General features: G+C 56.2%; 14 protein-coding genes. All 14 read left to right on the plus strand.

Going from position 1 to position 23,790, the window contains the following annotated elements; all coding sequences use genetic code 11:
• The first annotated feature begins 659 nt into the window (after nt 1–659).
• Entirely contained in the window at nt 660–11,297 is a 10,638-nt protein-coding gene (locus CA51_RS13005; protein WP_145121229.1) for a dockerin type I domain-containing protein, read from the plus strand.
• 1,197 nt (nt 11,298–12,494) lie between these two features.
• Nucleotides 12,495–12,992: a sulfatase-like hydrolase/transferase gene (locus tag CA51_RS13010; RefSeq protein WP_231745665.1), complete on the plus strand. Its 498-nt coding sequence runs from the start codon at nt 12,495–12,497 to the stop codon at nt 12,990–12,992.
• A gap of 198 nt (nt 12,993–13,190) precedes the next feature.
• Nucleotides 13,191–14,732, plus strand: coding sequence for an arylsulfatase (locus tag CA51_RS13015; protein ID WP_145121231.1), 1,542 nt, complete (start codon nt 13,191–13,193; stop codon nt 14,730–14,732).
• Nucleotides 14,733–16,268: 1,536 nt separating this feature from the next.
• Nucleotides 16,269–16,727: a hypothetical protein gene (locus CA51_RS13020; RefSeq protein ID WP_145121233.1), complete on the plus strand. Its 459-nt coding sequence runs from the start codon at nt 16,269–16,271 to the stop codon at nt 16,725–16,727.
• Between the two features lie 1,050 nt (nt 16,728–17,777).
• Nucleotides 17,778–18,338, plus strand: coding sequence for a DUF3885 domain-containing protein (locus tag CA51_RS26505; protein WP_420821482.1), 561 nt, complete (start codon nt 17,778–17,780; stop codon nt 18,336–18,338).
• Between the two features lie 145 nt (nt 18,339–18,483).
• The gene (locus CA51_RS13025; protein ID WP_145121235.1) at nt 18,484–18,981 is read left to right on the plus strand and encodes a PIN domain-containing protein; all 498 of its coding nucleotides are present in this window, start codon (nt 18,484–18,486) and stop codon (nt 18,979–18,981) included.
• A 232-nt stretch (nt 18,982–19,213) separates the two neighbouring features.
• The gene (locus tag CA51_RS13030) at nt 19,214–19,594 is read left to right on the plus strand and encodes a hypothetical protein (protein ID WP_145121237.1); all 381 of its coding nucleotides are present in this window, start codon (nt 19,214–19,216) and stop codon (nt 19,592–19,594) included.
• A gap of 128 nt (nt 19,595–19,722) precedes the next feature.
• Nucleotides 19,723–19,998: a hypothetical protein gene (locus tag CA51_RS13035; RefSeq protein ID WP_145121240.1), complete on the plus strand. Its 276-nt coding sequence runs from the start codon at nt 19,723–19,725 to the stop codon at nt 19,996–19,998.
• A 638-nt stretch (nt 19,999–20,636) separates the two neighbouring features.
• Entirely contained in the window at nt 20,637–21,239 is a 603-nt protein-coding gene (locus CA51_RS13040; protein WP_145121242.1) for a hypothetical protein, read from the plus strand.
• Nucleotides 21,240–21,862: 623 nt separating this feature from the next.
• Nucleotides 21,863–22,207: a hypothetical protein gene (locus CA51_RS13045; RefSeq protein ID WP_145121244.1), complete on the plus strand. Its 345-nt coding sequence runs from the start codon at nt 21,863–21,865 to the stop codon at nt 22,205–22,207.
• A gap of 231 nt (nt 22,208–22,438) precedes the next feature.
• Nucleotides 22,439–22,648, plus strand: coding sequence for an addiction module protein (locus tag CA51_RS13050; protein ID WP_145121246.1), 210 nt, complete (start codon nt 22,439–22,441; stop codon nt 22,646–22,648).
• Nucleotides 22,638–22,949 (plus strand): hypothetical protein, encoded by a 312-nt coding sequence (locus tag CA51_RS13055; protein ID WP_145121247.1) that lies wholly within the window; start codon nt 22,638–22,640, stop codon nt 22,947–22,949. The genes CA51_RS13050 and CA51_RS13055 overlap by 11 nt, the downstream gene beginning before the upstream one ends.
• A gap of 174 nt (nt 22,950–23,123) precedes the next feature.
• Nucleotides 23,124–23,342, plus strand: coding sequence for a hypothetical protein (locus CA51_RS13060; RefSeq protein ID WP_145121249.1), 219 nt, complete (start codon nt 23,124–23,126; stop codon nt 23,340–23,342).
• A gap of 18 nt (nt 23,343–23,360) precedes the next feature.
• Nucleotides 23,361–23,639 (plus strand): type II toxin-antitoxin system RelE/ParE family toxin, encoded by a 279-nt coding sequence (locus CA51_RS26510; protein ID WP_145121252.1) that lies wholly within the window; start codon nt 23,361–23,363, stop codon nt 23,637–23,639.
• The last annotated feature ends 151 nt before the right edge of the window (nt 23,640–23,790 follow it).

The following is a 23,790-nucleotide window of genomic DNA, read 5'->3' on the forward strand; positions in this document are numbered from 1 at the left end:
CAGCTGGTATGAAGAATTGCACACGCGTCGCTTCGCTCGGCAATTCTTCCAGCAAAAACACTCGGCAGGCACCGCCAAAAAGCGGATTAATCCGAATGTGTGGATGACGTCGATGACACCTCGGTTCGACCTGTTACGGCACGAGGGATCCGGGAAAGTATAGGACGCGTCGGCGCCGCGCGCGAAAAAGCTTTCTCTGCGCGGTTGATCAAATAGTTAGCCGCTTCCGAGGTCGGGCGGATCATTTTGCATCACGCCGTTGCACCGCAACGCTGCTAAGGTTTGCCGCGATCACGGCAGCCAACAGTGAAGAGCTGTGCCACATCTTTTCTACCAAGCCTCCGCAGGCACCGGGCTGTAATAACCCGGGAAAACCAAGGGGCAAGCTGAGCTACGCTCGCCGACCACCAGAGCGGACGGTGTTTTTCCCTACAAACTAGTTGCCACGCGTACAGGTGCCAAGTTTAATGGTAGGAGCGATCGTTGGGAGAAACACAATTGTAGCGATTCCTCTTCATCACTCTCCCAAGTCGCCGCCCAAGCCTCCAAATCGGCCAGTCCAAGTTCTTGCACCTAGTTTTATCATCGAGGTACGTGAAGTGAGCATTCGCAATCTATTGAGCTCTGCGGGACGGAAAGAACAACTTCGCAGGAAGCAGATGTTTTCACGGCGTGGAATGATCAAAAGGTTGCTGAGGCACGAAGCGTTAGAATTGCGACAGTTGTTGGCGGCCGACCTGATCCTCGATTTCGATGGCGGGACGGTGGCGTCGGGGCAGGGATACGATTTGCCCTCTGCGAATTACGACGGGTTTGGATTTGGCGCGTTTGCCGGGTTCGACACCAGCGGCGGAGCGGGAGGCAACGTTCACGAACAGGTCCTGCAAACGCTGGCTGGCGTACGCGAAGACTTTGCACCTTTTGATGTGAACGTGTTTTGGGATAACCAAGGCGTCCTTTCGGCTCTGTTCGATGCGGAGGATACCGTGGTGATGACCGTCGCCCAGGACCGCGATGAGATCCCGGGAGAGACGGGGCAACCCTTCGGTGTGGCGTCAAACGTCGACCTCGATCAATTGATTCGAGATACCGCGTACGCATTCTTCCCCCCGCATCGCGATGGTGCGTTTAACGACGATGCGCAATTCCAGTTGCGTGAGCTGATCGATACGATCAGCCACGAAGCGGGGCACACTTTTGGTGTATCGCATTCGACCGAAAGCGATGCTACGCAGCAACAGATCGTGACGACCGCAACGCAGAACCAGCAGCTCGATAGTCGGTTCAGCAGCGAAGTCTTGGTGCATGGCAGTCCCGAAGTTGGAGTGGAGTACAGTGAGACGCAGCGATTGATCGCCAACGTTGGCGCCGCAGCGGTTGTTCCCAACGATCTGCATAGTTCGCAGACGCTTCCGATGGAGACGACGCTCACTGCCAATGTTTCCGCGAACTCCCCGACCTATATCAACGGCGGCTCGATCGACTTCGCCGGCGATCGCGACGCGTTTCGGTTTACCGCGGCTGATAGTGGCGAATACGTAGTACGGCAGTTGCCAACCGCTGGCTCCACCTTGTCCTCTTACGTGACGATCTGGGATGGCGATGGCGACTTTCTCGCCGGTGGTCCGACGATGACCAGCTTCACGGCTACCGCGGGAGCAACCTATTATGCAGTCGCCGGCAGCGTGTTTGATCGCTTGGCGGGAGCGAACACTCCCACGGCGAGCGACACCGGCGCGTACGCTTTGGTTTTAGGATCCAGCGTGACTGTCGACGGCGCGGGCAATCTGATCTACGACGATGCCGATGGCAGCCGCAACGATGATCTTACGATCGTCGTCGAAGGCAGCAACTATCGGATCAGCGACCCGGCAAACCCTTTGCTCGCGGGACCGGGCACGACGCAGGACGGTGCGGACATCTTGGTCCCGATCGCCGACGTGACAGGCGAAATCCGCTTCAACACCCGCGGCGGTAACGACTCGCTCAGCGTCAATTTCAACGGCGGCAACATCGTCCGTCCGATCGTTTTCAACGGCGGCACGCAGACCTCAGCGACTGGCGATGTGTTGTCGATCATCAACAACATGGCCCCTGCGACGAACCAAACGCTTACCTACACAACCGCCGATGCCAACGGAAACAATGGCAATATCGATCTCGATGGGACGGTGATCACTTACACCGGTTTGGAACCAATCGACGCGGGAGACGCAGCCAACACAATCCTGAATCTGCCAGCTGCCAGCATCAACAACGCGACGCTGCAAAACAGTGCCAACGCGGGTGAGATCGAGATCATCGACAACGGGGCGACCTTCGAAGATACGGTGATTCCAAACCCGACGGTTTCGCTGACAGTTAACCTCGGCGATCTGGGCGATCAACTGCAAGTCCAAACGCTCGATGCGGGATTTGCTGCTGCATTAACGATCAATGGCGGGTTAGCCAATAACGATGCGGTGCAGATCACAAACGTCACACTCGACACCGCCAACGCCGGACGCGGCTTGTGGGTTACCGAGACCGAAACGCTGGGAATCACCGGCGGCACCGTCTCGAACAACACCGCGGGCATAGGCGGTGGAATTCTGATCGACAACGCGACAAGCGGGACCCCGACGACGGCAACGATCAGTGGAACCGTGATCGTCGACAATACGGCGACTGGCGGCGCAGGTCCGTTGGACGGCGGCGGCGGGATCTATAACCGTGGTGGCGGATTGCTGAACGTCGTTGCGGGCACGATTGTTACCGGAAACGTGGCGATCACCGGCGCCGGCAGCGGCGGTGGAATCTTTAACGATGGAGCCCTGAACGTTACCGGATCGACCATCTCTGGCAATTCCGCCAATCGCGCCGGGGGCGGAATCGAAGCTGCCGCCGGATCGACGACGGTCCTCACCAACGTCACGCTCGACAACAACAATGCGGGCGTTGCTCCGGCGACCGCAGCTCCTGGAAATGGTGGCGGCTTGCACATCACCGGCAACGGGAACGCCACGATCACAGGCGGCAGCGTCAGTGGAAACTCCGCTGCGGCAGAGGGAGGCGGTTTGTGGAACGGGGCGGGAACCATGACCGTCAATGGCGGCACCGTGATTTCCGGCAATGTCGCCAGCGGCAGCGGATTCGATCAGGGAGGCGGCGGCATCTTCAACGACGGCGGAACGCTGAACGTCAATGGTGGAGTGACGATCGACAACAACACGGCGAACAATGCACCCGGCGGCGGTGGAGGAATCCTGAGCGTTGGCGGAACGGCAAACGTGACCGGCAGTACGATCACCAACAATGACAACTACGGTATTCGGATCGTCAACGGTTCGGGGAACATCACCACAAACACCTTTGGCGGGAACACAACCGCGGATCTGGTCGTCGATGGAACCAATGGAGCCGATGTTTTCGACATCGATGACGCCAGCGTAGCCTTTGGTGCCAATCTGGTTGTCTACGATGGTTCGGTTCCCGATCTGGACGTCCGTGGACTCGACGGCGCCGACACGTTTAACGTCTCTCCAAGCGTCGACACCCATATTTTTGTCGATGGCGGGAATCCGGTGGCACCCGCGTTGCCAGGGGATACGTTGAACCTGAACCTTCCCAACGAAGCGAATGTGTTCAGCGACAAAGCGACGCCGCCCAACATTTCGATCACATCGACTATCGCCGGGAACCCAACCCAACCGGTCACCTTTGCTTCGATCGAAACGATGCTCGCCACGCCGAGCCCAGCCAGTCAGACTGTCAATTTCTTCGGCGATAACAACAACGGAACTCCCCAGACCGATAACCTTGTCATCGTGGGACGCGACGTCGATTCTACGGCAGCCCCGATTCCAGGTGCTCAACCCGAGTTCCAGCCCGATTCCGATGGCGACAACGAATTCCAGTGGACGTTTAACGACAGCGAAGTCTATGGATTCCGCAACGTTGTCTTCCTGAACTACGACAGCGGCGACGAAGTCGACACGCTTGAGATCTCGCCTTACGCCGACGACCGTCCGCAGGGTTGGGATATCGATGTCTTCTACAATGAAGGTCTGCCGGCCGGGACCGATGGCGATCAGGTCGACCTACTGATCTACAACACCTCGCTGTTTGGTGGCGCGGTCAGCGAAAACATCGTCGTGAAACCAAGCGGCCCGGATAACGGCGAGTTGATCGTCACCAACGCCAGCTTTGGGACACCGATCGTCGACATCGACTATGTGGCGAACACCGACATCATCATCAATGATGACGACGGATTCGCGAACGACACCGATACGTTGACGCTGCTGGGAACCGACGGTACGACGCCAGACACCAGTGGCGACGAAACCGTCGTCGTCAACTTCACGCTCGACGGGACAGTCGGCAACAATATCGTCAACGTTTCCGATACGGCAAGCGGCATGCTGTTGTACGGGATCCGCGACATCAACAATATCGACGTCGTCAACTTTGATTTTGGGGACGGCAACGATGAGATCACGATTCTGGGCCGCGAGGGAGGCGGAGTTGGTGCCGATATCAGCATCGATACCGTTAACGTGTTTGGCGGTGCAGGAAACGACACGTTGATCCTCGACAATACCGATGGGCTTAGCAACATGCCCGGCGGGATCAGCTATCACGGCGGTTCGGGGCAAGATCAGTTGATGTTGACCGGCCCCAACGCTGTCGATTTGTCGACTTACCAAGTTGGCCCCACTGTCGACGCGGGAACGGTGACGCATGTTCGCGACGGCGAAACACAAGTGATTCACTTCACCGGTCTCGAACCGGTGATCGACCTAGTCCCCGCCGCGACCTTGACGATCATCGCCGACAACGCAGCGAACGCGATCACCTACAGCCAGAGCGAATTGAATCCGGCGTGGGGCAAGGTCGCCGTTGATGGTTTTGAACCGATCCACTTTGCCAACAAGACAACGTTGATCATCCAGGCGGCTGGTGGAAGCGACGAGATCAGTCTCAACAATCCAGCCACGCCGACCGGTTTGACCGGGATCACCGTGATCGGCGGCGACCCGACCACTGGGAGCGACGTAGCGATTGTCAGTGGCACCGTCGGAAATGACACGATCGATTTTGCTCCGACCTCCGACGACGACGCTATCATCACGGGAGCCGGTTTGGTTCCGATCACGCTGATGATGGTTGAACGGACAGCAATCGACGGGCAGGGAGGCGTTGACACGCTGACGTACACAACCCCAGCTGGGATCGACATTCTCGAATTCACTCCCGGACCTGGCAGCGACGGTTCATCCGGTGCGATCGAAGCGGTTCGCAACGTCGGTGGGCAACTGATGCCTTTGACGTACACCGATGTTTATGCCGGCGGCCCACCCGCACTTACTTTCGCCGATGCGTCCGGCAATCCGACCGATGTGCTTTCGATTCGTGGCACCGATGTCAGCAACAGGTTCGCATTGACATCGACCGGCGACGTCACGGCGACCGATGCGCTCGGCTTTTTGGTCGCACCACGGATGGCAACTGCTGGCGTTCGATCGCTGACGCTACAGGGACTCGACGGCGATGACACGTTCGTGATCCCGGGCGATCATCCGTTTGCAACTCTGGTTGTCGAAGGAGGGAATCCCGACGGAGGCAGCGATACCGTTGAGTTCACCGCATCGGCGACGCTCGCAAATTTGGTCACCGTCGATCTCGGATCCAATACGATCGGCGAAGCGACCTTCGCGGCTGTCAGTTTAGTTGGCATCGAGGTAGTGAATACCGACGCCGCGGGGCACAATTTGGACGTCGATACGGGACTCGGAAACGATCACACGGTGGTCACGCTCACGGGTGCCAATGCGGGAACTCTGGTCAACAACGCCGCGGCACCGGCGGTGAACTTCAGCAACACCGCGACGCTTGCGATCGACCAGCAAACCGGCGACGACGTTCTGCAGGTTCGTTACACCAGCGGTGCTGACACGATCGATGTCGATCTACCCGCCGGGCTGATCTCCGATGGCGTGTTGGAGACAGTCAACTTTGTTAATGCCAACACCGAAGCGGTCGAGGTTTGGGGCGGTGCTGCAGACGACACGTTTAACGTAACTTCCGATCCGAACATTCCGGTCTTCATCGATGGCGGCGATCCGATTGGTAGTTCCGCTGGCGACACGCTGAACCTGTTGGCAGGCGGCGGAGCTGTCGTCTCCGAACTAGGCCCAGAAACCGACGAGGGAAGCCTGTTTGTCGCTGGCAACCAGCGAGTCAGCTTTGACCACATCGAAGCATTGGGCGTGATCGGGGCGATCAAAGCCTATCTCACCGGGACAACCGACGACGATGAAATCACCGTGATCGCGCGGGATGGTTTGACGGGGCCGGTGCAATTTGTCAACGCAACGCCCGGCGTGCAAGACTTTACCACAAGCGTTAACGATGGCCTGCAGATCCTCTGGCAAGACACGCCGCAATTGGTGATCGATGCCAAAGCCGGCGACGACGATATCGTGATCCGGGCCCCCGCGAACAACAACGCCAACTGGAACATGATCGTCGATGTTTTGGGAGGCACACCGGCGGCGGGGCCTTTCCCCAAGGGAGATCGCTTGGAATTCGAAACTCCGTCGACCGGCACCGATGCCATCATCTATACGCCGACCGCCGTCGATGGCGGGACGCTGGTGTTGGACGAAAATGGAACGGGCGGCTACGTTCCTGGCGATGACACGATCATCAATATCGGTATCATTCCAGCACCGATGGTTGGCATACCGATTCCGGAATCCGGCGGCGTCGAAACGCTGGTCTATGACGGCGAAGCGGGGGATGATCAATTGACAGTCGTTGCGCCGGCTGGCGACGACTTCATTACCCACACGCCCGGCCGCGATCCCGATGGCGGGACCGTCGCGGTTAACAGCCTGTTAGCGCTGCAGTATTCCGACATCGGGCTCGGTGGTGGTGTGGCGATTGACGGCCAAACGGGCAACGACACGTTGACGGTTCGCGGAACCGAGTTTGTCGACGCGATCGCCGTCGCCGGGACGACAGGCAGCGTAAGCCACACGCTCTCCAGCGGTCAGTCGCGAATTGTTATCGATCAGCAGAACGTCGAAGGTTTAGTCGTCGACGCGTGGACTGGCGACGATTCGATCACTGTCGCCGGCAACCATCCCTTCACATCGGGCGTCGCGATCAACGGTGGCAGCCCCGACAACGGCAGCGATGTTCTCGATTTCGTCGGCTCGGGCAACGCGATCACCGCGGACCTTGCTGCCCGAACCGTCACCGAGTTTGGCTTCGGACCGGTTGCAATCACCGGTATCGAGACGGTTAACATCGCTGCGAACGGGGCGGCGTTGACGGCTAGTCTGACCAACAACGACGACTCGCTGACCTATCGCCCCAGCGGCGTGGAAGCCGGTACGTTCCGGAATGAAGCCGACAACACAACGTTTAACTTCAGCGAAGTAACCGACGCGTTTACCGTTAGCGCGTTGGGTAGCGTTGCCGACCAGGTGATCGTCGAAGGAACGAACAGCCATGATCGGATCCTTATCGATTCGCCTAACCGGACCGCGACGGTAACCAATGCCGCGGGGATCGGATGGAAGCCCGTTGTCTTGGCGGCCGATGTCGAGCAAATCACCGCGACGGGACGACTTGGCAACGACACCTTCCTCGTTGTCCCCGCCCCAACGGTTGGCGGTATCGCCAACGGAAACCTGCAGATCCATATCGATGGTGGCCAACCGGGGGCAAGCGATGCGTTGGTGATCGCAACAGCTGCCGGTGGCACGTTGCCGGCCAGTGATTTCGCAGTCAACGCAGTTGGGCTGAATCCTGGTGAGGGACGGGTACGTGTCTTCCGCAACGCGATCGCGATGCCCGACATCAGCTACATCGATGTCGAAATCGTCTCGCCCAATGTCGTCGTCACTGGCGGCGTTCCGCAGCTGTTGGTTCTGGGCCCGGATGCTTATGAACCGAATGAGTTCCGCACGACGGCAACGTTCCTGGGCAATGGCGATTCGTTGAACGTCGATAATCTGGCGATCTTCCCGAACTTCGGCGAGCACGTTGGAGTTCCCGCCGACGTCGACTACTTCCAGATCGTCGCTCAGGAGACGGGGACGCTGGATGTCACCGCCTACTTTGAAATCTACAGCCCCGCGTTGCTTCCCGAAGGCGGGCAGCTCGGCTTGAACGTCCTCGATTCGGCTGGCAATGTGATCGGCGGTGCGGGAGCGTTCGGAAACCCTGATGGAACAGCGAACGCGCGAGTCCGAATCCCTGTGGTGGCTGGGCAAACCTACTTCGCCACGGTCTTCGGGGCCGCGGCAAACGGAACCCCGAATGCTGCGGTCGTCAACGGATATGAACTGAGTATCACGAACGAAGCACCGCCGGTTCCGTACGATCTGGAACTCAACGACATCTTGCAAGTTGGAACCGTTGCTGCGCTCCCCGCGCCAACAACGACCAGCTTCACCGCCGTGATAGCGCCGGCCAACGGCGTCCTCCCGCCGACCAATTTCGACTACATCGGCAAGACAGTCGAATTCACTAGCGGCCCCAACATTGGACGAACCGCGGTGATCACTTCGTTTAACAGTGGAACCGGTTTGTTTGGCGTCGCTGCGGGTTTGATCGCCGCGCCGACCACGGCCGATACGTTTGTCATCGAAACAACCGATACCGGACGTTCGCAACTGGACAACGTCACGCGGGACAACACCCCGATCATCACTTTCCGGTTGGATGACGACATCCTGCTCCGCGATTTGCCCGGCGATTCGGTGGCCGGCAATCCAGCTGACGAGATCATCGCGATTCCGTTTAACGGTTCGCAAACTGCAGGCGTGGGAGCGGCCGCGGTCGCAAACGCTGGCTTCCGTGTCGCCGTCTTTATCGAAGGCAGTCCGCAACAACCAGGGACCGCACCGCAAACTCCAATCGGTTACGCGCGGCAATTGCCCGGTACGCCCGGCGTTTACATCTTTGATTTCGGTCGCGACGTGATACCTGGCGGCGCCGCGTTGGCGCTGACCGATGGCAGCCACTTCATCAGCGCAAAAGTCGAGATGATCGATCCGTCGATCGACGCGTTTGCTAACGACACTGCGTTTGGCGTCCGCAGCGCTTCGTTGGAGATCGTCGTCGATACCAACGGTCCGACGCTCTTCTTTGGCGACCCGGCTATCACAGACGATGGGCTGCATCCCGACAGCGATTCGGGAGATCCGGGACTGCCCGCGACATTCAACGATGGGATCACCAACGACCTGACGCCGACTTTCTGGGGACATGCCGAAGCCGATGCGATCGTCAAAGCGTACGTCGACGTCGACTTCAGCGGCACGCTCACTCCGGCGGATGTTCTGATCGGGCAAACCGTTGCCAGTCCGTTGGACGGAACGAATCAGGAACCGTTTGGTCGCTGGCAGCTAACGTCGACCGTCAACATGAACGATCCAACGCGCTTGGGTGCGCTGCCTGTCGACGGTCTGAGAACGATCTTGATCACCGCCGAAGACCCCGCCGGAAATCAGAACCCCGGCGGCGCGGTGGTTCAGACGCTCGATATCTTTATCGATACCGCGGGCCCGCAAGTGACAAACGTCTTCATCACCGGGTCGCCCGATTACAACCTGTTCACGTTGAAGCCGAACAATGTCAATCAGGGGCCGACGCCGGCGGTGAATGGACTGACGATCGACCTGCAAGATTTCCCAGCTAGAACCGCAGCCTTCCTGTACGCGGCGGTATCAAACGTTCCGCCGCTGGCACCGATCGTATTGACAGGCGATCACTCGGGAATCATCCCGATCACCAACGTCTCCTTTACGTCGGATCCTTTGGTTCCAGGCGGCATCGCCACTGGATTCATCAGCCTGACGTTTGCCGAACCGTTGCCCGACGATCGCTTTACATTGACGCTGAAGGACAACATCATCGATCCGGCGGGGAACGCGTTGGATGGTGAAAACAACGCAGCCGAACCCGTTGGCACTCCCTTCTTCCCGACGGGCGATTTGATTCCTGGCGGCGACTTTATCGCTCGCTTTACTGTCGACAGCCGCCCCGAAGTCGCAACCTGGTCGCAGGGCTTGGTCTACGCCGATATCAACGGCAACTTCGTCTGGGATCCCGAGGGGCAGGACAACGACGCCACCAACCGCGACTTTGTCTACAACTTCGGCAACATCACCGACGCCTACTTCGTCGGCAATTTTGCTGGCGTCGGTGCCCCGTCGGCGAGTGGTTTCGATAAAGTTGGTTCCTACGGAGCCTGGAACGGCGTCTATCAATTCTTCTTGGATACCGACGACGACGGCGTGCATGATTTCGTCAGCAACATGCCCGCCGCCTATCAAGTGAACGGAATCCCGGTTGCCGGCGACTTTAGTGCAGCCCATCCCGGCGACGAGATCGGCCTATTCGACGGGCAAAACTGGTACCTCGATGTCAACGGCAACAACCGCATCGACGTGGGTGAAAAATTTGCGAGCACCCTGCGAGGGCTTCCCGTTGTGGGCGACTTCAACGGCGACGGCGCCGACGACCTCGCAACCTACAACAACGACACCGGCGTCTTCCAGTTCGACTTAAATCGCGATCACACGACGATCAACGACACGTTGACCTACGGCTTCAGTGGCTTCAACGAGCGTCCGGTGGCTGGTGACTTTAATCTCGACGGGGCCGATGACATCGCGATGTGGGTGCCAGGTCGCGAGGGTCAGCTGCCAAAAGAAGCGGGCGAGTTCCACTTCCTGATCTCCGACAATCTCCCCGCGGTGCCGTTGGTGACGACGCTACCGAGCACGGTCTTTGATCCGTTCAGCCCTGCCCCGCTGGGGAACGACCGGATCGCGCAGTTTGGCGACGACTTCGCCTTGCCGCTATTTGGCAACTTCGATCCGCCCGTCTCGGTCGACAGCGGCGGCCCAACCGCTCTGGGTTCGTTAACGAACGATCTGAATCCCTATGACACGAACGCCGATGGGGTTGTGACCCCGTTAGACGTGTTGCATGTCCTGAACGCACTCAACCGTGGCAAGACGAACCAAGTCAGCCAACCGCTTCGCGCACTGGCATCGTTTGGTGGCTACTACCTGGACGTTTCGCGCGATGGCAACATCACACCGTTGGATGCGTTGCAAGTTATCAACGCGTTGTCGAAAACTGCTAAGCCGTCCGGTGAAGCACCTTCCAATTCCGCCCCGGTCGATGCTTGGTCGGCAGCTGTCGACAGCGCCTTTGCTGACCCTGGCGACGACGACGAGGAAGACGATCTGTTGGAGCTATTGTCGCTCGAACAGACGATTGGAGAATAACGCGACGTGGTTCTCAGTTAAACCTCAGTAACGCTCTCCGCGGCGCAGGGTATTCCCTCGCCGCAATTCCAAGCGTTGTCAAAGGTTTTTGCTGGCCAAATCAACGTTCACGCGTTGCCGTCCCGTTGCCAGCTGACGCCTCCGTTTCAAACACTGCTTCACCGTGACACCGAAACCCTAGGCCGCGGTTTACTGAGCGTTATCGTTTGGTGGACCGCGCAGTAGACTCCCCCACCAGTCTCAGTACCGCCCTACCCTCTCAGCCGCCTCAGATCAGCATCTTCCGGGCGACATCAATCGCTGTCCTTTTGGTTGGTCCGCCGGTATGCTCGCGTCGCAACACGTGCCGAAAACCTGCCTCTCACCGATTCACCACAGCAATTCTCACTAGTTAGGCTAGCTGATTATCTTTCCAACGAGAGCCCCCATGCCGCGAGTATCTCTGCCTGCCTTAGGCACCGGTGGTTAATCTAGGGGTAATATTGCGCTAGAAAAAAATATCAAATCCTTGCTTACTCGGGGCTAAGCACACATGTAACTCGGCGCAATCCTCGGTTATACAAAGAGGGTAATCGGTTGCAGGGCACGCCCGTGGCGTAGGTCCCCATTTCCACCAGCCTTCAACTGACAAACACTATTCACACCGCGAGCAAGCGACACTTATGGTTGGGGCAGCCACTTTTGTAATCCATCTCTTCGCATGGATATCGCGAGCGATGCCGCAGGCAAATGAATTGCCTCCACCGAAATGCTGCAGCCTACGTGAAGTTTTCGAGAAATCTCACACGCGCGCCGGAACAATCGTAGTGATACTGGCAGCAACTGAAGGAAACGACTCCGTTTTTTGGCAGTGAGACGAGAAATATCGCGTACGTTTCCCTTTAGCGGTTCGCAATGACTTTAAGGCCGCAACCCGACGCATCGTCGCTGCGTTTCATTACAGATTATTCGACACATAATCGCATTCAATTATCCCCGACAAGGACCCCATATATGCGACGGTTTTGTTTCCTGCAGTGCTTGTTAGTATGCGGCTTGTTGTTCAACGATAGCCGATGTTTCGCGCAGCAGCCCGACCGGACTCGTTTGCCGATACCTCTCTCTCCTTTTGAAGGAAAGATTGGCAAGACCCACGAGGAATCAAAATCGGATTGGCAGGAACCTGTGCCCGCGCCCGATGGGGCGCCCAATGTAATTGTGAGCCTTTTGGATGACGTCGGCTTTGGGCAAACCTCGACCTTAGATGGTTTGATCCCTACGCCGAATCTCGACAAACTCGCTTCGGAAGGTCTGCGTTACAACCGCTTCCACACGACCGCGATCTGCGGTCCCTCGCGAGCCGCGCTGCTGACCGGTCGCAACCATCACGACACCGGTAACGGATTCCTGATGGAATGGGCGACGGGATATCCGAACGACTCGACGTTGATCCAACCGACGACGGCAACGATCGGCCGCGTCTTGAAGGGGAACGGTTATACGACGTGGTGGTACGGCAAGAACCATAACACGCCCGACAGGGAAACGACAGTTGCAGGCCCCTTCGATCGCTGGCCGACCGGGATGGGGGTTGATTATTTCTACCGCTTCAACGCTGGTGAGACGCATCAGTATTCCCCGGTGCTGTTTGAAAACACGGTCCCGGTTGCCGTTCCGCCAACCGCGGAAAGTAACCACGCCGGGACAGCAGTTTAGCGGAGACTGCTGGATTTTTGTGTTTTGTATCGCAAATATCGAAAAACGTGTTCGTTTACGATCTGTTTCCGTTTGAGTTTGACCTCCATTGGGGGCCAATAAATTTGTAGCAAAGCTGGTCGCTTGTTGTCCGCCTTTGCTTTTGTTTTCCCGCTACGTGCTTGGCACGGGCACAACGTTATGTGAGAACCCACAACCATGAAAATCAAGCTAACAAGTTTCCTCTTGGCGGCAGGGCTTTGCCTCTCCGCCACCGCTCAGGACAAGCCGAATATCCTTGTCATCTGGGGTGACGATATCGGCACCGAAAATATCAGCGATTACAACCGCGGCATGATGGGCTACAAGACGCCTAACATCGATCGTGTCGCTAAAGAAGGTATTTTCTTCACCGACTACTACGGACAACAATCGTGCACAGCCGGGCGAGCTGCGTTTATCGGTGGCAGCGTGCCCGTCCGAAGTGGAATGACGAAAGTCGGTCTGCCGGGCGCAAAAGAAGGTTGGCAGAAGACCGACGTCACAATGGCGACCGTCTTGAAGAGCCTCGGCTATTCGACGGGCCAATTTGGTAAGAACCACCAAGGCGATCGCGACGAACACCTGCCAACGCAGCATGGATTTGATGAGTTTCTCGGGAATCTCTATCACTTGAATGCGGAGGAAGAACCCGAAAACGAAGACTATCCCGCCGACATGAAAATGGCCGATGGGCGAACGTTTTTGCAAGTCTTTGGCCCACGAGGCGTCATCAAGGCGAGTGCCGATGGAAAGATCGAAGATACTGGACCATTGACCAAGAAGCGAATGGAAACGATCGATGAGGAAACCATCGCTGCGGCTAAGGACTTCATCACGCGGCAGCACAAAGCGGGCAAGCCGTTCTTTTGCTGGTGGAACGGAACCCGGATGCACTTCCGCACGCATGTGAAGAAGGAACACCGACACAAAGGAAACGATGAGTACACCGACGGCATGATCGAACACGACATGCAAGTTGGCGAATTGTTGGATCTCCTGGATGAACTGGGTATCGCCGACAACACGATCGTACAATATTCCACCGACAACGGCCCCCACTACAACACTTGGCCCGATGCCGGTACGACACCGTTCCGTAGCGAAAAGAACTCGAACTGGGAAGGCGCCTATCGCGTTCCTTGTTATGTTCGCTGGCCCGGTAAGTTTCCTGCTGGCATCGCGCTCAACGGCATCGTCGCTCACGAAGATTGGTTGCCAACTTTCGCGGCTGTCGCCGGGGCTCCCGATATCAAGGACAAGCTGCTCAAGGGAGTTGAACTCAACGGGCGTACCTACAAGAACCACATCGACGGTTACAACCAACTCGACTACCTAACAGGTAAGGTCGATGAATCACCGCGTCGTGAATTCATGTATGTGAACGATGACGGTCAAATCGTCGCGATTCGCTACGACGCTTGGAAAGCCGTGTTCCTAGAGAACCGTGGTGTCGCTTTTGAAGTTTGGCGTGAACCGTTCACCGAACTCCGCGTGCCATTGCTATTCAACCTTCGCCGTGATCCGTTTGAAAAGGCACAGCACAATTCGAATACCTACAACGATTGGTTCTTGTCACGCGTCTACGTCCTGGCTCCAATGCAGCAGTTTGCAGGTAAATTCCTGATGACGTTGAAGGATTTCCCGCCGAGCCAAACTCCCGGTTCGTTCAATCTGGAAAAGATCCAGAAGCAGATTGAAAGCAGCATGGGCGGACGATAGCGTCAACTCAATATGAACGTCACGCAGCATAAACTGCGTGATGCCGAGGCAATGCTTCCGCAGTTTACGCTGCGGGAGTTTTGCCCGCTTGGACGGTACCGTCTCAGGTCGCGAGCAGGTTCACGGTACGCCACACGAGAAGTGGGCCAAAATTTCTAGATCCCTGTTTGCCACAAAATTTGTGTTGCGGCAGAGTCTTCGCTAGTACGCAAACGCTGCCTTCTATAACGACACGCTACCACCCTCCATCGGTGGCGGCAGATGGAGTTCCAAGGGATCGCCTAGCCGCCTTGCCACGACAATTGGCTCAGCAGGCTACGTCTCGAGACATTGTGGTTGCAAGTTCCGGCTTGCCGAGCTCCAAGTTGTTGACCGCTGCTTCGAGCGTCGAACGCATTTTAAATGCAAGCGACCAACCGAGCTTTGGCCGACTACCATACATTTGCAATGTTGGCTTCCCGGGTTAAGTAATCATGAAAGCGGATAAGATTCCCGTCAATCGACGCGTGAGGATTCGACCGAACGCGTTCAGAACATTGTCACCCCATCGATGGTTTGGCAATGGGTTGGAGCTTATGTCGAATGGGATCTGTTGATTTCTTTGGGGCGGTGCCTCGGACGAACCGACTTTACGATACGCACATCATTTTGCAGCCGCGAACCAACGCTTGATGCGGGCTCCGCTTGGGCATTCAAGGCCAGCACGCAAGTATCTGTCGAGTACGCACATTTAGGACCGCAAAACATTACCCCGAAGGTTAGTCGAAGATTGCATTGCTTTTTGTTTGCCACCCCCAAAGCAGCCTGCAAAGATAATCAGCATGAGCCCTTCTCTCCGCATCAAATACCCATTCATTTAATAGATGTAGACACCACCCACTGAACCGAAGGTCCCGGCAACGAGGATAGCCTCAACTGACCGTCCCCACGGATCCAGCAGCAACCACGATCAAAACTTAAGAACACCACCACGTACTGCAACTGAACAAGTAGAAATCACATCCTCTCGCCTGACACTTGACAAAAAACACACCCAAGGCGATTTGGCAGGTCACCGAGCCCCCTCTGTCGACGGAATGCACAACAGACACCGTATTCAAACGCACGCCTCGTAAACCGCCCCGCCGGACCATGCTCACCGAATACCGCAACCTGCGTATCATGCAACCAGTGATAACAACTCATTCTGACGTGTTATCACCAGTTAAGGCATTGCTTGCATCGCATCCTCCCACGGGTGGTACTAAGCGTGCGACCAGCATTTTTACTGCATGTTTGCCACAGAGTGTTCCCAGACGCCCCCACATGCCCCACGCCATTGAGAACAACCCCAACCAACCTATTCTCACCCAGCATCCCTGGTGAGAAACATAGTTCGCCGAACAGAACTGGAACCTGCGACGCCTGATGCAAATTCGACAACTTAGCCTCCGTTCCTTATTCATTGCCGTTGCGGTCGTCGCAGTTGTGTTGACATGCGTTACACGCCAACGGCGGACTGCGTCACAAATTCGAGCGTGCGACCCCCACGTCGAATTGAGTTACCGATACCAATTCAAGAACTATGACGATGCTGATCACTATTCGCTCGACAACGATGCAGAGCTTTCCGGAACGCTCAGCTATTTCGGTCCCGACGTCGCATCCACGATCGTGCAAGTGCGGTCAAGAGGAGCCAATGATCCCAGTGAAATTGCAAGGCTTTCATCAAAACTTGCACATCTTCGTACGCTTGTAATTCGAGACACTCCTCTAACGGACGTTGATTTGCTTCCGCTCGTCGCTCTCACACGAATTCGAGGGTTGCACCTTCAGGGCACTGCGATTACGGACGAATCCGTCCTGATTCTATCGCAATTGCAGTCTTTGGTCGTACTCAACGTTGAGAATACATCACTGTCCGAGTCGGCCATCGACGAACTCAGAGCAGCCTTGCCGCACGCCCGCATTTGGTTCGGTCCAGTGTCCGGCAGTATGTCCGGTGGTATGATGTAGGCGAACAACTCATGAGAACGGCGAACCATCGGATGCAGGCGAGCACGCGAGTTGGCTGCTTGGTGATGGCAACGGCGTCTGCGCGTGCCGCCTGATCCGTAACGTTATCCGACTGATGCTGTGACATGACACGTCCTACCTACACTGTTCTGCACATCGACGCATCGACCGGCATCGTGCTAAATCGCCTGCCGCCTCATTTGCGCCGCCGTAAGATCCGGTCATGCTCACACGTTGCATTCGACGACGAAGCATCCGCTTTGGCCTACGCCGAAACGACCTCCAAACGCTATTCCCATGTCGGTTGCTTGGTACTCGACGCCGACAAAACGACGTTACACGAAATTGGCAACGCCAATGCGGATTGGTTTGGACATCCGGTTCCGCTAGACTACTCACGTCGTTTGAATCGCCTTGACTCCCGCAGGAAATGGCGGTTTGCATCTAACATGTGTTCGCTCATTTCTCACTGGTTCGAATCGGGCGTCCTGAAGACGGCGGATAACCAACCGATGCACCGGAGTCGGGGTTGTGGCCGTTTGCAAATGGAACATCAACCCGCCCGACCCGGTGATCGGTAACGTTATCCGACTGAAGACGACTCCACCAAAAGCGTGAAGGCGATCATATGCAAAAGCACGAAGCCGCAGTCAACATACTTTTGCATCTTCCACTCCTGTTGATGCTCGCGCTCGCAATCGTGAAAACTCCCCCCGTCGCAATTGCGGTAGCAACCGTTCTTTTCGCTTGTGGTGTCGCCGACCTCATGTACGCCAAACTTCCTCAAATGCGCCGTGGCATACTGATTTCATTTGGCCCCTCGGAAATTCCGCTAGTACGACGGGATGCATACTTTCGTGCGTACCGAAGCATCATGATTGGTTCCGTGCTCCAAATTGCCGTAATTACACACCAGCTCGCATTCGCCTCTACGTGACATGAACTTGATCGGATAACCACGCAATGCACCAGAGTTGCGGTGGCCAGCGTTTTGAAATGGACAATCGGTTCCGCAACCTGGTGATTGCGAACGTTCCCCGACTGAAATCCATGCTCTCAATCGATGACGCATGGCGTCAACTTACCAACGACGCTCCACCAATTGCGCATCAACTTCGCACCTTCTGCGCAGATCGCTGGATTCGATTTCACTCGCTACCAGAATCCAAGCGGTACGCCAACACCGAATCCGAGTACGTCGAACTGCTTGGCCGACACAACACGTTGCTTTCGTCGTTGTGCTCCGAGGGCGACGACTTCCACCTCGTAACTGCCAGCTATTCCGATTATTCCAAACCGTCACGCTCATATGTCGAACTGACGACGTTAGATCCTACCGCGGTGCCTTGGCGTACCGTGCGCATCGAGCACCATTGGCACTACCATGTTTATACTTCGCGAGTCATGTGGTCGCCTGGGTGCCTCGATTCCATCCTACGCCTAGTAGCGGACGACGTTGTACGCGAGGTCACGCTTGTTGCTGGGGATGCCCGATGGGCGTATCATCCATACGATGGCGGGTCCGATCTGATTTGTGATGCCCCATCATTGCGTGATACTTTCGCTGCGAACTTTAGCGATTGGCTTTCCCAACGCCCTGATGGACTCTGACGGCGGGGAACCATCGGATGCACGTGAGTCGCCGAGTTGTGTTTATTGACGTGGTGAGTCGTTCGCGGCGACCACGTGATCCGTACCGTTCGCCGAATGAAGTGTGGCTCGTGTCAGTGGTGGCTCCACCCGTTAGAATGTTGGCATGGACACCGTATACATTGAGACCTCAATCGTCAGCCACGCTTCGGCACGCCCAAGCCCCAACATCCCAATCGCGGCACTGCAACATCAGGCCCGTGAGTGGTGGGCTGTCGAACGGTCGAAATTCAATCTCGTCACTTCGCAGCTTACGATTGTTGAGGCATCTGACGGCGATCCAGCTGCGGCCGCCGAACGACTTAGAATGCTCGATGGCCTGCCATTAGTTCCGCTCGGTCCAGATGTCGATGCCTTGGCCAAGCTGATATTGTCCAAGCATATGATGCCGCAAAAGGCCGCAGCCGATGCGGTGCACGTTGCCGCAGCAGCGATCGCTGGTGTAAACTATCTTCTGACGCAAAACTGCAAGCACATAGCGAATGCTCACGAACTTCCGCGCGTATATCGCTTACTGGAAGAACAGGGCTACGACCAACTGCTGATTTGCACGCCGACTGAATTCTTAGGCGGAGAAAACGATGACGAAGAACCCAATACTTGACGAACTGCATGCAACGCGGGAAAGACTGCTCGAGGAATCCGGCGGCACGGTAACTGGACTACTAGACCGATTACGGGCAGAGCAAGCAGGCTCGCGTCGCCCAACCTATAAACCGGCGAACCATGCGATTCAACGGAGCGGCGGTGGTGACGTTGCTAACAATGGTGAATCCGCTCCCGCCGCCCGCTGATCGCCACCGTTCTGGCTGAGATATGGTTCGACTCCAAGATCAATGATTGACGCCCAGGCTTATCCAAATCTGATCGCAGCGACACTCATGTTTGGCAACGTGGTCGCTGCCTTCGCGGTGCTCGGGGTTGGCATCACTGTACTGCATCTGCTCCACAGAAACTCGACATCCAAATCAAGCCGGCGAGCGCGATGGGCCCCGATGATCGCATTCATGCTGGGGCCGTTGTTCGCGACTCTCTACTTTGTCGCCGATGTTGTGTGGTACGGGCACGGCAGCTACACGATTCCAAGCGACTACTACGACACATACTTGCGTGTACTCGCGATCGGATTCGTAGCGGGGGCATTTGGGGCATTCGCTATTTGGCTTGAATCGAAATTCAGGCGACACGAGAGCAACAACCGCTTTACTGATACGTGACGTTCACCGATACCAATAACCGCCAGAACCATGACATGCACGGGAGGACGGGAGTTGCGGTTTTCCGTCTGCTTGCATTTCTTTCGCCCGTCCCCCGTGATGTACACCGTTCCCCGACGAAGAATCAGATGGATGCGATAGCGGAACTTGCAGCGCTTGATTGGCCGAACGCTTTCGTTGTTCACTATGCGGATGGTGCGACTGAACGGTTGCTGTGTGGTATTGGCGTGACGCTTACACCGCCAGGCGATGATCCCGAAGGACACGGTGGAATTGGCGCTCAGATTCCCCCAAAACATCCGCAGAACCAAAAACGGCTCGAACGCTACGTTTCTCTAGCTGATCTCGAGGCGATTTGCAGCGAGCATGGGGATGAACTGTGGCGACGGTCGCATTCGCGCTAACGATGCGCGGAGTGCCGCACTGGATTTGGTGTATTTCGAGACTTTCGTGGTTCAAACCGGATTTTTTGTCGCTAGTTGCGCTCGATATGATTGCGTTGACGTCAATCGTGGTGGTTGACGATTCTCCGCTGCAATACGGGGAACCACGCGATGCACCGAAGTCCTCAAAACCGTTTTACAAGTGGAGACTTGTCCGCTCGGACTCGGTGATCGCTGACGTTCCCCGACACAAATGAGGCTCACCACTGGACGCGGTGTTCGCAACTCTAACGCTACTATTTCCGCCGATACTTGCAATCGTCATCCGCAGCAGGGGTCGCGCGATTCTATACGGAACGGTCGCTGTTTGGGCTCTCATGGTTGCGGGCGCTCAATACAATCTTGCGACTGATCCGGAATACAACAGCATGGCGCCGGGCATATCCATTGTGGTCGGTTGGCTCCCCGGATTGGCGTATTCGGGACTGTGCGTCTCGATTGTTGCCATTGCTTCTGCGATCTTGCGTCGAAACACCAACGAGACGCCTGAACGATGACTTCACGCGGATGTACTGGCTGTTGTTTCGCACGTTATAATAGTGCCGTCGTCGATCACTTAGTTGACGTCAACGCCCGCCGGAAAAGCGGGGAACCAAACGATGCAACCGAGCGGCGAAGTCGGGCGTTTTGAAGTGGATGATCAACCGTCGCCGCCGGCTGATCGGTACCGTTCGCCCTCACACGCCCTCACACAAATGGCCCACAAATTCACGCTAAATCCGGAGAGCCTCAAGCGTCAATTCGCGGTATACGTCGTCGTTGCGAAGGGAGACGACGATACGAAACTTTACGTCGGTAAGACCGGCGACAATCGAGAGGGCTGCAATCCGGTTGTCTCTCGGTGCGGCAACCACTTTTCCTACAACAAGATTCACAGCCAAGTTCGGAATAAAATACCCGACCATGAGCATCGTGAGTACACTTACGTATTCGATCACTTTGACGAATACTGCGAGGACATTGACCTGCGGCGCGAAGCGATTGACAGGATCAACGAAATGGAACGGTGGCTCAATGAAGAAATACAACGATTGATTGATGGCGCTGGCGACATCGAGCTACTCAATCCATTTTCCGGCAAAGGTTATGTACGCAAGTCCGAACGCATCAAGCGATCTGCGTTTCGGACGCAAGAATCGCAAAGGACGATCACAGGAATTGTCACAATCGTCAGACGCGAAATAGGGCGAACAAAACGGTGAACGGGAGGGCTCGGCGCAGTCTTACTTGAACGCCACGTTCTCTCCTCGCCCCCCGTTACCTTGAACGTTACCCGACTTTTGAGTTTCCTGACTCTGCTATGCCGTGAACACTCTGAAACAACGCTGGCCGTGCTACCTACGCGTTATCCTGATCGCCGCTAGCGTCGGAATCCCGGGGTTCATAATCTATACTGTTGGACGTTTACTCCTCTATGATGTCCTCGATGGTTCACAGCGTGACGACATCGCTGCAGTAGGTAGCGCGATTGCTGTCCGCTTGTTCGCTCACCTGCGTGTTTGCTTGGATACTTGCAGCGATTCACTGGCTTCGATGCCGGCAATTCACTTGGACACATGCGTTGACTTTCGCAACCGCCACTTCCATCACTCTTGCCGACGCTATACTGAATGCACACCCACTGTAGCCCCTTTTCGCGATACGATGCACTTCCTTCCGACGCAATCTGTTGATCCGTAACAGTGCGTTTGCTTGCCTAAATCGCGGATAACCAAGCAATTCACCAGAGTTGCGGTAGCCACCGTTTTGCAATTCTTAATCTTCGCCGCAACCTGGTGATCGCAAACGTTATCCGACTAAAGTGTTACACAAGGAACACAAAACCATGAAAGCAATGCGAGTCGAAATGTCGTTTTTCGATGGCGACGAACCGTTGGCTCGCACCAAAGTGCTTGTCCATGAGATCGAGGAGGAATGCGAAATAGAATGCTCACGAGGTGACCGCTTCGCTGTTACTCGAAAATTCGAAGAACCGGCCTGCCCGATACTGATCAAGTCATTTAATCCCAACGGCGAATTCGTCGGCCGATCCGCGATGCGAATGGGCGTCCACAACTCGGATGATTTGGAGGCTGTTGATTTGGCCGAGCCCTATGTGCTGTGTTTCCGGTGCGCAATCGTTGACTGTGGCGACCCCGATTGGGCCACCTGCGATCCTATGCCTGATTGAGTTTCCATACTAAACGACGGATAACCAAGCGATGGACGCGGAGCCGCCGACAACGCGTTTTTGAAATAGATGATCGACCACGGCGGCCCGGTGATCGCCAACGTTATCCGACTGGGTGCGTCCGTGTTAGATCGCTGACGTAGAATCTCGCGTTTCCGTTGCGTTTTTCGCCTATTCGCCACGGGAATTTAGCGTGGTACAATGAACACTTCTCCATTACAGGACGCAACCATGACCCTGCAAGAATCACTTCGTTCTCTACCGCCCGACCAGAAGCTCGCGATCGTAACGCAACTCTGGGACGACTTGGCTTCTTCGGCGCCGCTAACGCTACCACCCGACGAGCTTGCCGAAATGCAACGCCGGCGTGACGAAATGCTTGCGGACCCTTCTATCGCGATTGACGCTGACGAAGTATGGCGGCGTGTCGATGGCGACTGAACGCTACCATCCATTCTTCGCTGTCGACTTGGCTACTGCTTGTTCTCACTACGATTCTATCGCTTCCACGCTCGGCAACCGCTTCCGGGCTAACGTGCGGTCTGCGATACGCAATGTCGTCGATCGCCCTGACTCATTTGGTCGGATCGGCGGCGATTTCCGTGGCGCACTGGTTGACCGATTTCCTTACGTTGTTGTCTTTGCTTCTGATGAAGGTGTTCCTTCGATCTATGGTTTGCGTCACGCCACGTCCGATCGGGCAGATTGGTTCAGCCGGACGATGCCATCACCGAACGGATAACCATCGGTTGCAACGGAGCGGCGGTGGTTTTTTTTTCGTCTGCTTGCGAGTCGTTTGCCGCCGTCCGCTGAACCGTACCGTTATCCGAAATCAATGCACGCGTTGAACGTGGCTTCAGACCGGAATCGACACGCGAAACCTTCCGGGGTAGAATGACACACAAGGAGAATCCCGATGTCAAACACTGCTGAACCCGCAAAAACCGCTGCTAAGGCCATCCTTGATGCCCTGCCTGACGATGCGTCGTGGGAAGACGTGCAATACCACCTATACGTCCGGCAGCAAATTGACGCTGGCTTGGAGGACGATGCAACTGGCCGGCTCATTGACACCGATGAGATGCGAAGACGCCTAGCTGAACACAAAGCTCAACGCGGAAAGGTTGCTGGTTGAAAGTTCGCTGGACAGAACGTGCATCTAAGGAATGCACTCGGAATCTACGATAACATTGCTGCCCAATCGGAAACGTACGCGGATTCCGTTTACGCGAGGATTCTTACGCGTCCCGATCAACTACAGCGATTCCCCGACTCTGGCGCGATAGTTCCCGAATACAACCGCACTGACGTTCGCGAACTATTTGTTCATTCCTTTCGTCTCATCTATCGAATTGACGGTGACGAGGTGCGTGTACTCACTGTAATTCATGGCAGTCGGCGGCTGTCACCAGAGATCCCAGAGGGCGGATAACCATCGGTTGCAACGGAGTGGCGGTGCTATCTCTTTCGTCCGCTTGCGCGTCGTTCGCCGCCCGCTGAACCGTACCGTTCGCCGACTGAAATCAGCTGAATCCAAATCCATACTTACCGACAACGGAACTGCCAACACCGACCGAGACGCG

The sequence above is a fragment of the Rosistilla oblonga genome (assembly GCF_007751715.1).
In the GTDB taxonomy this organism is placed as follows: domain Bacteria; phylum Planctomycetota; class Planctomycetia; order Pirellulales; family Pirellulaceae; genus Rosistilla; species Rosistilla oblonga.